Source organism: Nitrospira sp. ND1 (assembly GCF_900170025.1).
Lineage (GTDB): Bacteria > Nitrospirota > Nitrospiria > Nitrospirales > Nitrospiraceae > Nitrospira_A.
Genome location: NZ_FWEX01000006.1, coordinates 2,687,799 through 2,702,704 on the forward strand (window position 1 = coordinate 2,687,799; position 14,906 = coordinate 2,702,704).

The 14,906-nt window shown below is 61.1% G+C and carries 9 protein-coding genes; 7 read left to right on the forward strand and 2 right to left on the reverse strand.

Annotation, left to right across the window (positions count from 1 at the left end):
• Positions 1-3 precede the first annotated feature (3 nt).
• The 3 genes from NSND_RS17590 to NSND_RS17600 are packed head-to-tail and all read left to right on the forward strand — an operon-like array spanning position 4 to position 7,480.
• Positions 4-1,242 carry an MdtA/MuxA family multidrug efflux RND transporter periplasmic adaptor subunit gene (locus tag NSND_RS17590; protein ID WP_080880228.1) on the forward strand — a complete coding sequence of 413 codons (1,239 nt, stop codon included), beginning with the start codon at positions 4-6 and terminating at the stop codon, positions 1,240-1,242.
• A complete protein-coding gene (locus NSND_RS17595; protein WP_080880229.1) occupies positions 1,239-4,352 on the forward strand; it encodes a multidrug efflux RND transporter permease subunit in 3,114 nt (1,037 codons plus the stop codon). The genes NSND_RS17590 and NSND_RS17595 overlap by 4 nt, the downstream gene beginning before the upstream one ends.
• Complete coding sequence (locus NSND_RS17600; protein ID WP_080880230.1) at positions 4,349-7,480, forward strand: multidrug efflux RND transporter permease subunit; 3,132 nt, start codon at positions 4,349-4,351, stop codon at positions 7,478-7,480. The genes NSND_RS17595 and NSND_RS17600 overlap by 4 nt, the downstream gene beginning before the upstream one ends.
• A 278-nt stretch (positions 7,481-7,758) precedes the next feature.
• On the opposite strand, the gene NSND_RS17605 is transcribed toward NSND_RS17600, so the two are convergent.
• Positions 7,759-8,520: a DsbA family protein gene (locus NSND_RS17605; protein WP_080880231.1), complete on the reverse strand. Its 762-nt coding sequence runs from the start codon at positions 8,518-8,520 to the stop codon at positions 7,759-7,761.
• 150 nt (positions 8,521-8,670) lie between these two features.
• Positions 8,671-8,964: a hypothetical protein gene (locus tag NSND_RS17610; RefSeq protein ID WP_080880232.1), complete on the reverse strand. Its 294-nt coding sequence runs from the start codon at positions 8,962-8,964 to the stop codon at positions 8,671-8,673.
• Between the two features lie 409 nt (positions 8,965-9,373).
• On the opposite strand from NSND_RS17610, the gene NSND_RS17615 reads away from it, so the two are divergent.
• The 4 genes from NSND_RS17615 (at position 9,374) to NSND_RS17630 (ending at position 14,865) form a co-directional block, all read left to right on the forward strand.
• The gene (locus tag NSND_RS17615; protein WP_080880233.1) at positions 9,374-10,585 is read left to right on the forward strand and encodes an acetate/propionate family kinase; all 1,212 of its coding nucleotides are present in this window, start codon (positions 9,374-9,376) and stop codon (positions 10,583-10,585) included.
• Between the two features lie 73 nt (positions 10,586-10,658).
• On the forward strand, positions 10,659-13,034 hold the full coding sequence (locus NSND_RS17620) for a phosphoketolase family protein (protein ID WP_080880234.1): 2,376 nt from the start codon (positions 10,659-10,661) through the stop codon (positions 13,032-13,034).
• 3 nt (positions 13,035-13,037) lie between these two features.
• On the forward strand, positions 13,038-13,721 hold the full coding sequence (locus NSND_RS17625; protein WP_080880235.1) for an HAD family hydrolase: 684 nt from the start codon (positions 13,038-13,040) through the stop codon (positions 13,719-13,721).
• 82 nt (positions 13,722-13,803) lie between these two features.
• Positions 13,804-14,865, forward strand: a complete 1,062-nt coding sequence (locus NSND_RS17630; RefSeq protein ID WP_143833609.1) for an aldo/keto reductase — start codon at positions 13,804-13,806, stop codon at positions 14,863-14,865.
• Positions 14,866-14,906: the final 41 nt, after the last annotated feature.

Here is a 14,906-nt window from a genome sequence, read left to right on the forward strand (position 1 = left end):
GCGATGGCTGAATCCGTGCGATTTGCAACCCTGGTGAAGCGATGGATGATCGGGCTGTGTGCGGCCTGCCTGCTGGCGGTGGGGGTCTATGTGTTGATGACCCGATCCGGTGAAGCCCAGCCACGCCAGGCGGAGAAGCGGCCAGCCATGGGGGCCCGGAGCACGCCGGTCGTGGCGGTGGCAGCCAAAACCAGCGAAATCAATATCTACCTGAACGGTCTGGGTTCGGTAATCCCGATGAACACCGTCACGGTGAAGAGCCGGGTGGACGGCCAGTTGATGCGGGTGCTCTTCAAGGAAGGGCAGCTCGTGCATAGCGGCGAATTACTGGCGCAGATCGATCGGCGGCCGTTCGAGGTGCAGCTGATTCAGGCCGAAGGACAAATGGCTCGCGATCAGGCGCAAATGAAAAATGCGCAGCTGGATCTGGAGCGCTACCGGGATCTCTACAAACAAAACTTCATTCCCAAGCAGCAGCTCGACACGCAGGAAGCGCTGGTGCGGCAGTACGAGGGCATCGTCAAGGCCGATCAGGGCCAGATCGATAATGCCAAGCTGCAATTGACCTATTCCAGCATTGCCGCGCCGATCAACGGGCGGGTGGGGTTGCGCCTGGTGGATGCCGGCAATATCGTCCATGCCAACGATCCCAACGGGTTGTTGGTGATTACGCAATTGCAGCCTATCACGGTCGTGTTCGCCCTGGCGGAGGACCATCTGCCGGCTGTCTTCGAGCGGCTCAAGGCCGGGAAGCAGCTGGTCGTGGAGGCCTTCGACCGGGAGCAAAAACGGAAGTTGGCCACGGGAACGCTGCTCACCGTCGATAATCAGATCGATCCGACCACCGGCACCGTCCGCCTGAAAGCGGTGTTTCCGAACGATGACAGCTCGCTGTTTCCCAATCAGTTTGTGAATGCCCGGTTGCTCCTGGATATCAAGCAGGGTGTGACGGTGGTGCCGTCCGCGGCCGTTCAGCGCGGGCCGAAGGGCACGTTCGTCTATGTGGTGAACGAGGCGGAGCAAACGGTCAGCGTGCGAGCCGTGACGGTGGGCGTCGCGCAGGGAGAAGAAGCCGCCATCGACACGGGTTTGACCTCAGGCGAGGTGGTGGTCGTGGACGGGACCGAAAAGTTGCGCGAAGGCAGCAAGGTCGAGCTGCGTCCGGCAGCCGGAGCGGTCCCGGCCAGTCAGGAGGCGCCGGCGCCCGGCGGTGAGGGGCGCACACGAGGGAAGCGGACGTGAACCCGTCGCGGCTGTTCATCGTCCGGCCTGTGGCGACGGTCCTGACGATGATCGCCATTCTTCTGGCCGGGGCGCTGGCCTACCGCCAGTTGCCTGTCTCCGCCCTTCCGCAAGTCGATTACCCGACCATTCAGGTGATGACGTTTTATCCCGGCGCCGGACCGGATGTCATGACCTCGTCGATCACCGCGCCGCTGGAACGGCAGTTCGGGCAAATGCCCGGGCTGAACCAGATGACCTCCACGAGCTCAGGCGGCAGTTCGGTCGTCACCCTGCAATTCAGCCTCGATATCGATCTGGATGTGGCCGAGCAGGAAGTGCAGGCGGCGATGAATGCGGCGGCGACTTTCCTGCCGCGCGATCTGCCGGCTCCTCCGGTCTACAGCAAGGTCAACCCGGCCGATGCGCCGATCCTCACCCTGGCATTGACCTCGGCCACGCTGCCCCTTCCTCAGGTGCGTGATTTTGCGGAAACCCGGTTCGCGCAAAAAATTTCACAATTGTCCGGCGTCGGCCTGGTCAGTATTAGCGGCGGACAGCGGCCCGCCGTGCGCATTCAAGCCAATCCCCGCGCCTTGGCTGCCTATGGATTGACGTTGGAGGATCTTCGAACCGTCGTGGCCGCCGCGAACGTCAATCAAGCCAAAGGCGGATTCGACGGACCCCGGCGCGCCTCGATCATCAATGCCACCGACCAACTGTTTGCCGGCAAAGATTACAAAGCGTTGATCGTCGCCTATCGCAACGGAGCTCCGGTCCGGTTATCCGAGGTCGCCGAGGTGATCGACGATGTCGAGAATACCAAGCAGGCGGCATGGATGAATGAGACGCCGGCCGTGATCGTCAACATCCAGCGCCAGCCGGGGACGAATGTCATCGAAGTCGTCGATCGGGTTAAGCGACTGTTGCCGCAATTGCAAGGGACCTTGCCTTCCTCCGTGCAGGTCTCGGTGTTGACCGACCGCACCACCTCGATCCGCGCGACCGTCCGCGATGTGCAGTTCGAGCTGGTGCTTGCGGTGGCGCTCGTCATTCTCGTGATCTTTCTGTTTCTCCGGACGTTACCCGCCACGGTGATTCCGGCGGTGGCGGTGCCCCTGTCGCTGATCGGCACGTTCGGTGTCATGTACCTGATGGGTTTCAGCTTGAACAACCTGACGCTGATGGCGTTGACGATTTCGACGGGCTTCGTGGTGGACGATGCCATCGTGATGATCGAGAACATCGCGCGGTACATCGAACAGGGGGAGTCGCCGCTTCAGGCGGCGCTCAAAGGATCGAAACAGATTGCCTTTACGATCCTGTCGTTGACGGTGTCTCTGATCGCCGTGCTCATTCCCTTGTTGTTCATGGGCGATGTGGTCGGGCGCCTGTTCCGTGAATTTGCCGTCACGCTGAGCATCACCATCCTCATCTCCGCGGTCGTGTCTTTGACTCTGACGCCGATGATGTGCGCCCGGCTGTTGCGCGAGCGGCGGAACGAACAGCCGGGCCGGTTTTCGCAGGCGTCGCAACGGGTGTTGGATCGCATCATTGCCGGGTATGGGCGAAGTTTGCAGTGGGTGCTCCGTCGTCAGCGCGCCACGTTGGTCGTGACGGGCGGCACTCTGGCGCTTACCCTGCTGCTCTTCCTGCTTATTCCCAAGGGCTTCTTTCCGCTTCAGGACACCGGTGTCATTCTGGGGATCACGGAAGGACCGCAAGCGGTGTCTTTCGGCACCATGGGAGAGCGGCAACAGGCGTTGGCGCGTGTGATTCTCGAAGAGCCGGCCGTGGAAAGCCTGTCCTCCTTCATCGGGGTCGATGGGACGAACAGCACCCTCAACAGCGGGCGGATGTATATCAATCTGAAGCCGCTGGGAGAACGGATGGCCGGGGCGGGCGAGATCATTCGGCGGATCGAGGCACGCGTGGCGGAGGTGGATGGGATCACCTTGCACTTGCAGCCGGTGCAGGATCTCACCGTGGAAGATCGGGTCAGCCGCACCCAGTTTCAATATACGCTGGAAGACGCCGATCCTGAGGAACTGAATCGCTGGGCTCCGAAACTGCTGGAGAGCCTGCAGGTACGGCCGGAGCTTCGGGATGTCAGCAGCGATCAACTGAATCAGGGGCTGGCGTCGCTGGTGGAGATCGACCGCAATACCGCCTCCCGTATGGGTATCACGCCGCAACTCATCACCGATACACTCTACGATGCTTTCGGTCAGCGGCAGGTCTCCACCATGTTCACGCAACTGAACCAGTACCGCGTCATTCTTGAGGTGATGCCGGAATTTCAGAAGGGGCCGGAGGCGCTGCAGCAGTTGGAAGTGCGCGGGAGCGGCGGGTCGGTGCCGTTAAACGTCTTCACGAGGGTCACCGAAACCATGGTGCCGTTGGTCATCAGCCGACAGGGCCAGTTTCCTGCTGTGACGATCTCGTTCAACCTTGCGCCGGGAGGGTCCCTCGGTGAAGCGGTGACGGCGATCCGGCAGGTGACGCATGAGCTCGGCCTGCCCCCGAGCATCCGCGGGAGTTTCCAGGGCGCCGCCCAAGCCTTTCAAAGCTCCTTGGAACATGAACCCCTGCTGATCCTGGCCGCCCTGATCACAGTCTATATCGTGCTCGGGATTTTGTATGAGAGTTACATTCATCCGCTCACGATCCTGTCCACCTTGCCCTCTGCGGGAGTCGGCGCGCTGCTGGCCCTGATGTTGTTCCGTATGGAGTTCAGCATCATCGCGCTGATCGGCATCATTCTCCTGATCGGCATCGTGAAGAAGAACGCCATCATGATGATCGATTTCGCCCTGGAGGCAGAACGCAACGAGGGCAAGCCGCCGGAGCAGGCCATTTACGAAGCCGGACTCCTGCGTTTTCGCCCGATCATGATGACGACCATGGCGGCTCTTTTCGGGGCATTGCCCCTGGCGATGGGCTCAGGGGTCGGATCGGAGTTGCGGCGCCCCCTCGGGATCGCCATTGTCGGTGGACTGGTGGTGAGCCAGTTGCTGACTCTCTACACGACCCCGGTCGTGTATCTTGCCCTGGATCGATTGGCCGCTCGGTTTCGACGCGACCTTGGGCAGGAGCCGGTGCCTGAGGCGGTTCCGGTAGGTCAGCGATGAATCTGTCAGCGCCCTTCGTGCGGCGGCCGGTCGCCACGACGTTGCTCACCATCGGTGCGACGCTGGTGGGGATCGTGGCGTTTCAATTCCTGCCTGTGGCTTCTCTCCCGCAAGTCGAATTTCCCACGATCAACGTCTCGGCCTCGTTGCCGGGGGCGAGCCCCGAGACGATGGCCTCGTCCGTCGCCGCGCCGTTGGAACGTCAGTTTACCCGCATCGCCGGCGTCACGGAGATGACCTCCTCCAGCACGATCGGCGGCACGAACGTGACGCTGCAGTTCGAGCTCAACCGGGATATCGACGGTGCCGCGCGGGACGTGCAGGCGGCGATCAACGCGGCTCGTGCCGATCTGCCGCCGAATCTGCCGACCGTTCCACGATACGGCAAGGTGAATCCGGCCGACGGGCCCATTCTCATCCTCGCCTTGACCTCCGAACTCGTGAGTCGCGGGCAGATGTACGATGCGGCGTCGAGCATCCTGCAACAGAAGCTCTCGCAGGTCGAAGGCGTCGGTCAGGTCGTCGTGGGAGGCGGGTCCCTGCCGGCGATCCGGGTGGATCTCAACCCGACTGCCTTGAATAAGTACGGCATTGGACTGGGAGACGTGCGCCAGGTCCTGACCAGTACGAATGTGAATCGTCCGAAAGGGCAACTGACCGGCGACGACCGCACCTGGGAAATCCGTACCAACGATCAACTCCAACAGGCGGAGGAGTACTTGCCCTTGATCGTGGCCTATCGAAACGGGCGGGCCGTGCAGCTGTCCGATGTGGCCTCGGTGGAAACGTCCGTCGAAGATCTCCGGACCATGGGGGTGGCAAACGGGACCCCGGCAGTCCTGGTGATCATTTATCGGCAGGCCGGGGCCAACATCATTGAAACGGTCGACCGGCTTCGTGCGCGCTTGCCCCAATTGGAAGCCTCGCTGCCCGGCAGTATGTCACTGTCGATCGTGATGGACCGGACGCCCGTCATCCGCGCGTCGTTGCACGACGTCGAACGAACGCTCGCCATTTCCGTCGGGCTGGTGATTCTGGTGGTGTTTGTGTTTCTCCGGAATCTGCGCGCCACCTTGATCCCGGCGGTGGCGGTGCCCGTGTCGCTGATCTCCACGTTCGGGGTGATGTACCTGTTCGGGTATAGCCTCGACAATCTTTCCCTGATGGCGCTTACCATCGCCACCGGCTTTGTGGTGGACGATGCCATCGTGGTGCTGGAAAACATCACGCGGTATCGTGAGCAGGGGCTGTCGCCGATGGATGCGGCCCTCCGCGGCGCCAAGGAGATTGCGTTTACGGTCGTGTCGATGACTCTCTCGTTGGTGGCGGTGTTCATTCCGATCTTTTTGATGGGCGGCATGCTCGGCCGGCTGTTTCGTGAATTTGCGGTGACGCTCTCGACCGCCATTCTGGTGTCGTTGGTGGTGTCGCTCACGACCATCCCGATGCTCTGCGCGCGTGTGTTGAAATCAGAACCGGCGGAGGCCCATGGCTGGTGGTATTGCACCAGTGAGCGGGGGTTCGGCCTGTTGGCCGGCGGATACGCGACCAGCCTACGCTGGGTTCTCCGCCACCCGCGCACAATGTTGGTGGTGACATTGGGCACCATGGCGCTCACGGTGTATCTGTACATCCTCGTGCCGAAAGGCTTTTTCCCTCAGCAAGATACGGGACGACTCTTCGGAAATATTCAGGCCGCGCAGGACATCTCGTTTCAGGCGATGCGTCAGAAACTCACCGATGTGGTGGAGATCATCAAGAGCGATCCGGCCGTCGCGAGTATCACCGGGTTTACCGGAGGAGGCGGCCATGCGGGTACCACCAATACGGGCCGGATGTTCATTGCGCTGAAGCCGCAGGAAGAACGGGGCCTCAGTTCGGACGAGGTGATTGCCCGGTTGCGCCCCAAGCTGGCCAAGGTGCCGGGCGCGCCGACCTATTTACAGGCGATTCAGGATTTGCGCATCGGCGGTCGGGCGAGCAGCGCACAATATCAATATACCCTGCAGAGTGTGGATCTGGCCGAACTCAACGCCTGGGCTCCGAAGGTCGAGGCCAAGTTGCGCACTATCCAGGAGATCGTGGATGTGAACAGCGATCAGCAGGATCGGGGACAGCAATCGCTGGTGGTGTTCGATCGCGTCACGGCGTCACGGCTCGGCTTGAGTCCTCAATTGATCGACGACACGCTGTACGATGCCTTCGGCCAGCGGCAGGTCTCGATTATGTATACGCCGCTCAATCAGTACCATGTGGTGATGGAGGTGGCGCCGCAATATTGGCAGAACCCCTCTGCGCTCCACGATATTTACGTCCGCTCGCCGAACGGCGCGCAAGTGCCGTTGAGTGCCGTGACGCGATACGAGCCGGCCAACACCATCCTCTCGGTGAATCACCAGGGGCAGTTTCCTGCCGTGACGTTGTCGTTCAATATGGCGCCGGGCGCATCGCTCGGGCAGGCTGTGTTCGCTGTCGATCAGGCGATGCATGACATCGGCCTGCCCGCGACTGTGCGCGGCACCTTTCAAGGCACGGCGAAGGCCTTTCAGTCGTCCGTCGAGAATCAGCCCTGGCTGATCCTGGCGGCATTGGTCACGGTGTATATCGTGCTGGGGATTCTCTATGAAAGCTACATCCACCCGATCACGATTCTCTCGACGCTGCCTTCAGCCGGCGTCGGCGCGTTGCTGGCCCTGCTCCTGTTCAAGACGGAGCTGAGCATGATCGCGTTGATCGGGATCATGTTGCTGATCGGCATCGTGAAAAAAAACGCCATCATGATGATCGACTTCGCGTTGCACAGCGAACGGATGGCGGAAGGGAAGACTCCGCAGGAAGCGATCTACGAAGCCTGTCTGTTGCGGTTCCGTCCGATCATGATGACCACGGCGGCGGCCTTGTTGGGCGCGCTTCCGCTGGCGGTGGGCATGGGGGTGGGATCGGAGTTGCGGCGGCCGCTCGGCATTGCGATCGTCGGCGGCCTGCTCGTGAGCCAGGTCCTCACCCTCTATACGACTCCCGTCGTCTACCTCTTCCTCGATCGCCTGAGGCTTCGATGGGTACGAGCCCGGGCGGCCGCTCTGCCGTCACGATTGCCGGCGACGCCGGAGGAAACCACCCGCGCCTGATCCCATCGGCGCAGCCGTAGGCTCCTGTGCCTGTTCCTGTGCGACTTGTTTGGATTGGCCGAACGCCCTCGGTAGGAGGATTGGCGGGGCTCTGTTCCCCTCCGTTCCACCAGGGCCAGCGAAGGCGATTCTTGCACCGGTTCCGGCTAGTTGTGACGAAGCTGGACGAACTCCATGTCCGCAAGCCTACGGGAGGGCCCGGATGTTTTCCCGCAGTTGCGTGTGGGGAGGCACGGCAGGAGGATCCGGTCTGGCTCCGTTCAGCCGAGCGGAAAGCGCTACTTCACGCGCGTGTGTGCGACCAATTCCTGGAGCGTTTTGAGATCCACGGCGCCCGGCACGAGATCGTTGCCGACGATGAACGCCGGTGTGCCGCTGATGCCGAGGGTTTTTGCCAGGATACGGTTGCGCTCGATGGTCGATTGCCACTCTGGCCTGCTCAAGTCCCGATCGAGCCGCGTCACATCCAATCCGGTATCTTGCGCAATGTGGAAGAGTTGCTCTTTGGTGAGATCGTCTTTCGTCGCCAGCAGGGCCTCATGAAATGCCCGGTGTTTGCCCTGCAGGTTTGAGGCGAGTGCCGCCTTGGCCGCCAATTCTGATGTCTCTCCAAGGATCGGAAAGTCTTTGTACACAACACGCACTCGGGCGTCGCTCTGTTGCAGTTGGGTCAGGGCCGGGGCCGCGCGCTTGCAATACCCGCAGCGATAGTCAAAGAACTCGACCACGGTCACGTCGCCGGCTGGATTCCCGCTTACCGGGGAGTCCGGATCGTTGAGCAGCTCCTGCTGATGTACTGCGAGGGCAGCCCTCTGCCGTTGCTGCTCCTCCGCTGCCCGCTTGTTCTCCAGTGACTGCAACGATTGTTCGATGACTTCCGGATGGCTCCGAATATACTGCTCGATCATCTGTTCCAGAACTTGCCTGCTGACTGGTTCGCCGGTCGGTTCAGCCGACCAGGCGACGAGGGGCAGGTGCTGGTTGGAAGCGGTGAGTGCGAAGAGGAGGGAAAGGAGAAGGCGATCGGTGCCCGGGTTCATTCGGCCTCCGTTTCAGATGAGGGTGAAGGTGCTTTGTACGATGAGAGAATGTGCGGCATTATACAAGAATCTTCTAGCTGAGGAACCGAGGCAGGGCGGGGGATACTTGAGGGGCATTTCACGTTGAGAGGCCGCAGGGGCTGTATCCGGTCAGTTGGCCGGGTCGACCGGCAATTTGGTGATCTTGATCAACCGGTTCTCCTCATCCAGTTCGAAGCTCACGTGTTCGCCGATGCTGAGGCCTTGCAGAAGACGACGGTTGATGACCGGGAGGACCTGTGATTCCCCGGATGGCATTCGGATGGTGAGGGTCAGGGTGTCCTGATCGATCGAAAGAATCGTGCCGCCCAGTAGGGCGACCTCCGTCGTCGGAGCGGCGGCGAAACCGGAAACGACCGGAGAACTGAGAAGCAGCATGAGTATGGCCAGGATGTGCAGGCCCATGCCCTATGATAGCCGATGCCAATGCCTGTTCGGAACTAGCACTCTTCCCTGGCGTGCATGGACAGAAGACCTAGCCCACATTATTCATGAGCGATTCTACTGCAACCGTCGATCCGCTGCTGTGACGAGCCTTCGGTCGGCGGGCTTGCCCGGACTATTCATGCATCCCTGCTCCGGCGTCCGATCCTCTCGCCCGGCGGGATTATTCTCGTTCGGCCTCCTCGTCGGACTACCAGTGCGCCTGCGTCGGCCTTACGGGCGAGAAACCCCGGTGGGCTTCAGTCTCAAATGCCTCGCGACGGCATTCATGAATAATCCCGGCTAGGACGCCGGTGAGGGATACTGAGGATTTTACGGTTGCGCTGATTCCCTAGCCGCACTATCTTGAAGCGTAGAAGAAAGGCCAGGGATGTCTGAAAGCGGAAACGGATCACCTGCAGTCCTCACCCTCAACGCTGGATCGTCGAGCGTAAAGTGGGCCTTGTTCCGCATGGATTCGCTTCCGGTCCGCACGGCGACCGGAAAGATCGAACGGATCGGACTTCGGGATGGGATCGTCACCGTTACGGATGTTGCCACAGGGCACAACGAGCGGCGAATCGAGCAGGTGCCGGATCATGCGGCCTCGGTGCGGTTGCTCATCGACCAGCTCGCCTACAGCGGGAAGGGATTGTCCGTTCAGGCCATCGGTCATCGAGTCGTGCACGGAGGCAGCCGTTACGCAGACCCGCAGGTGGTCTCCGCTGAGGTCATGGAGGAGTTGCGGCGGCTGAGTCCCTACGATCCGGAACATCTTCCGGCCGAAATTACGTTCATCGAAGCATTCGGCACCGAATATCCGCAAGTGCCGCAGGTGGCCTGCTTTGATACCGGGTTCCATCAACATCTGCCGCCGGTGGCGCGTCTCCTGGCCATCCCCCGTCGCTATGAAACGCTGGGCATCAGACGGTACGGGTTTCATGGCCTGTCCTACGCTTACCTGATGGAGGAATTGGAACGGGTGGCCGGCCGTGACGCCGCGCGCGGTAAGGTGATTCTCGCCCATCTTGGAAATGGGGCCAGTCTGGCAGCGGTGCGGGACGGCGTCAGTATCGATACGAGCATGGGCTTTACTCCGGCTTCCGGCCTGCCGATGAGCACCAGGTCCGGCGATCTGGACCCGGGCCTGGTGTCCTATCTGGCGAGGACCGAAGGCATGACGACGGAACAGTTTCACCACATGGTCAATGCGCAATCCGGTTTGCTGGGCCTGTCGGAGATCAGCCCGGACCTTCGCGATCTGTTGGCGCAGGAGGGCCGCGATGCCCGCGCCGCTGAGGCGGTGGCCCTGTTCTGCTACCAGGGGAAGAAGTGGATCGGTGCCTATGCGGCCGCGCTGGGCGGGCTGGAACAGTTGGTCTTCAGTGGCGGGATCGGTGAACATGCGGCGGTCGTGCGGGCGCGTATGTGCGAGGGCCTGGAGTTTCTCGGCATCCATCTGGATCGGGAGCAGAACGAGGCCAATGTCGCCGTGATTTCCAGCCCGGAGAGTCGCGTGACCGTGCGGGTGATCCGCACCGACGAAGAAAGTCAGATTGCTCAATCGGTCTGCCGGTTGCTGGCATTGAACGAAGTCCGTTGACGATGCAGGACGGTCGCCCGCCCCGGTTGTGGGCGCGATGTCACGGACAATCGACACCTGAGAAAGGGAACCCATGAATCAGACGACGCAGGCGAATCAGTCGCTGAGCCCCGAGATGGCACAACGGATCCATGCCTACTGGCGAGCGGCAAACTATCTCTCGGTCGGGCAGATTTATTTGTTCGACAATCCGCTGCTGAAGCAGCCGTTGAAACGGGAGCATGTCAAGCCGCGCCTGCTCGGCCATTGGGGGACGACGCCGGGGTTGAATTTTATCTATGCCCATCTCAATCGCATCATCAAAGCCCATGATCTCCCGGTGCTGTACATCGCAGGTCCCGGACACGGCGGCCCCGGCCTGGTTGCCAACGTGTACCTCGAAGGAACCTACAGCGAGGTCTATCCGAACATCTCGCAGGACGAAGCAGGCTTACAGCGCCTGTTCAAACAGTTTTCTTTCCCCGGAGGTATCCCGAGCCATGTCGCGCCGGAAACGCCCGGTTCTATCCACGAGGGCGGTGAACTGGGCTATTCCCTGGCCCATGCCTATGGGGCGGCCTTCGACCACCCCGAATTGCTGGTGGCTTGTGTGATCGGGGACGGAGAAGCAGAAACCGGTCCGCTCGCGGGGAGTTGGCATGGGAACAAGTTTTTGAATCCCGTGCGGGACGGGGCGGTGCTGCCGATTCTGCATTTGAACGGGTACAAGATCGCCGGCCCGACCGTGCTGGCACGTATGCCGCCGGACGAGCTTGAATCTCTGCTGGTCGGGTATGGTCATCAGCCGTTTTTCGTCGAAGGTGATGATCCTGCGACGATGCATCAGCTGATGGCGTCCACGCTGGACGAAATTGTCACGACGATCCGGGGCATTCAGCAGGAGGCCCGGTCCAAGGGATTTACCGGCCGTCCGCGCTGGCCCATGATCGTCTTGCGTACCCCGAAGGGCTGGACCGGGCCGAAGGAAGTGGACGGCAAACCGACGGAGGGCACGTTCCGTTCCCATCAGGTGCCGATGGGCGAGATGGACAAGCCCGGGCATGTCGAGTTGCTGGAAGCATGGCTGAAGAGTTATCGGCCGGAGGAGTTGTTCGATGAAGCGGGGAAGTTGATGCCGGAGCTGGCCGAACTGGCGCCGACCGGGGAGCGGCGCATGGGCGCCATTGCCTGCGCGAACGGGGGCGGCCTTCTCCGCGATCTTCAAATGCCCGATTTCCGACAGTACGCGGTGCCGGTGGTGAAGCCCGGCGTCGAGGATGCCGAAGCGACCCGGGTGCAGGGACTGTTTCTGCGCGATATCCTCAAGATGAACCCGCATAACTTCCGGCTGTTCGGGCCGGATGAGACGGCCTCAAACCGTTGGGGTGGGGTGTTCGAAGTGACCGATCGCTGCTCGACCGAGCAAATCCTCCCGACCGACGAACATGTGGCGCACGACGGGCGTGTCATGGAAATCTTGAGCGAGCACCTGTGCCAGGGTTGGCTTGAAGGGTACCTGCTGACGGGACGGCATGGGTTTCTGAATTGTTATGAAGCGTTCATTCACATCGTCGATTCCATGTTCAATCAGCACGCGAAGTGGCTCAAGACCTCGCGCGAGATTCCCTGGCGGCGGCCGATCGCCTCGCTCAATTATCTGCTGACGTCGCACGTGTGGCGCCAGGACCACAATGGTTTCAGTCATCAGGATCCCGGCTTCATCGATCATGTGGTGAATAAGAATGCGCAGGTAATCCGTGTCTATCTGCCGCCCGATGCGAACACGCTCCTGTCGGTCACGGACCATTGTTTGCGCAGCCGCGACTATGTGAACGTGGTGGTGGCGGGAAAACAGCCGGCTCCGCAATGGCTGGATATGGACGCCGCCGTGCTGCACTGCACCGCCGGGATCGGGATTTGGGAATGGGCGAGCAACGACCGCGGCAGCGAGCCCGACGTCGTGATGGCCTGTTGCGGCGATGTGCCGACCATGGAGACGCTGGCCGCGGTGGAAATTCTGCGCATCGCCCAGCCCAATTTGAAGGTGCGCGTGGTCAATGTGGTCGATCTCATGAAGCTGCAGCCTGTGAGCGAACATCCGCACGGGATGTCCGACAAGGAATTCGATGCGTTGTTTACGACCGACAAACCGATCATCTTTGCTTTCCACGGGTATCCGTGGCTGATCCACCGGCTCACCTACCGCCGGACCAACCATGACAACCTGCACGTGCGTGGTTACAAAGAGGAAGGCACGACGACCACGCCGTTCGACATGGTCGTGTTGAACGATCTGGACCGGTTCCACCTGGTGTCCGATGTGGTGGACCGCGTGCCGCAGCTCGGGGCGCGTGCTGCCTATCTCAAACAGGAGATGCGCGACAAACGCATGCAGCACAAGCAGTACATCGAGGCCTATGGAACCGATATGCCGGAGATCAGAAACTGGAAGTGGAGCGGGAAGCGGTAAGCCATGTCTTTTCCTACGATGGTCGTGCTGTTCGATGTCGACAATACGCTGCTGGACAACGATCGGATCACGGCCGACCTCACGCAGTATTTGGACCGGGAAGTCGGCCCGGCGCACGAGCGGGAATATTGGCGCATCTTCGACGACTTGCGTGAAGAGTTGGGGTATGCGGACTATCTCGGTGCATTGCAGCGGTATCGCCTGGCCTATCCGCACGACTCGCACCTCCTGGCGGTGTCGCATTTTCTGGTGAATTATCCGTTTGCCGACCGGCTGTTTCCGCAGGCGTTGGACGTCGTGCGGCACGCCAGGCAATGGGGCCGAACGGTGATCCTCACCGACGGCGACGCGGTCTTTCAGCCGCGCAAGATCGAACAATCGGGCATCCTGTCCGTCGTCGAAGAACAGGTGCTCGTCTATGTGCATAAGGAACAGGAGCTGGAGGACGTCAGGCAGCGTTACCCTGCCGACCACTATGTGCTGATCGACGACAAGTTACGCATCCTGAGCGCGGTGAAAGCCCAGTGGGGGGCGCGTGTCACCACGGTGTTTCCGCGTCAGGGGCACTATGCCAATGATCCTGATGCGCTACGGACATTTCCGTCGCCCGATCTCAGCATCGACTGCATCGGCGATCTGTTGACGATCGATCAGTCGCGACTCTTCCCCGCCGCAGGCCATCGGTGATGCCGGCGCGTGGCGGCAGGATTGACAATGCCAGGGGCTGGTCGTAGCCTACAGACTCTACCTCCAACAGGGCAGGTCATCGATGACGCCCAAGAAACCTGACACATCGATCTGGTCCACTTCCCTCGATCGTCGCCAGCTGTTGAAAGGGCTCGGCGTGGCGGGATCGGTCATGGCGCTTGGCGGGCCCGGTCGCTTGGCTGAGCTACTGGCCGCAGACACTCCGTCCTCGGGTACCTCGACGGGCGATATCCCCCGCCGCGCGTTGGGCAAAACCGGCGTGCAGGTGTCGGCGCTCTGTTTCGGCGGAGCCCATTGGGGCCGACTCAAGGACGAATCAGAGGCCTTCCGCATCATCCACGAGGCCATCGACGCAGGCGTCAATTTTCTCGACAACGCTTGGGAGTATCACGGCGGGCGATCGGAAGAACTCATGGGCAAGGCGTTGCAGGGAAAGCGGCAACAGGTTGTGCTCATGACCAAGGTCTGCTCGCACGGTCGCGATAAGAAGGTGGCCCTGCAGCAACTTGACGAGTCATTGCGCCGGTTGAAGACCGACTATCTGGATCTCTGGCAGATTCACGAAGTCGTCTACGAAGACGATCCCGATCTGCACTTCGCGCCGAACGGGGCCACTGAGGCTTTGCTCGAAGCCAAACAGCAGGGGAAGGTGCGATTCATCGGCTTCACCGGCCACAAACATCCGCAGATCCATCTCAAAATGTTGGGACACGACTTTCCGTTCGATGCCTGCCAGATGCCGCTGAATGTCTTCGACGGCACATATCGGAGTTTTGAGCGGGAGGTGCTGCCGATTCTGAACCAACGCGGGATCGCCGCCCTCGGCATGAAGAGCCTGAGCGGGAACGCGGAGCCGATCAAACAAGGGATCGTGACACCGGAGGAAGCGATCCGGTATGTGTTGAGCCTGCCGATTGCTTCGCTCGTCAGCGGTATCGATTCGCCGCAAGTTCTCAAGCAGAACCTCGACATCGCGCGCCGCTTTACGCCTATGACCGTCGCCGAGATGGATGGCCTGCGCACCAGAGTCGCGCAGTACGCCATGGATGGCCGATACGAACTCTTCAAATCCACCAATCGCTACGACGGGGGGATCGGCCGCGCCCAGCACGGCTTGTCGTAGCTCGTCTCTCGTCGTCCGCGAGGTATCTCCCGCGGACGCCC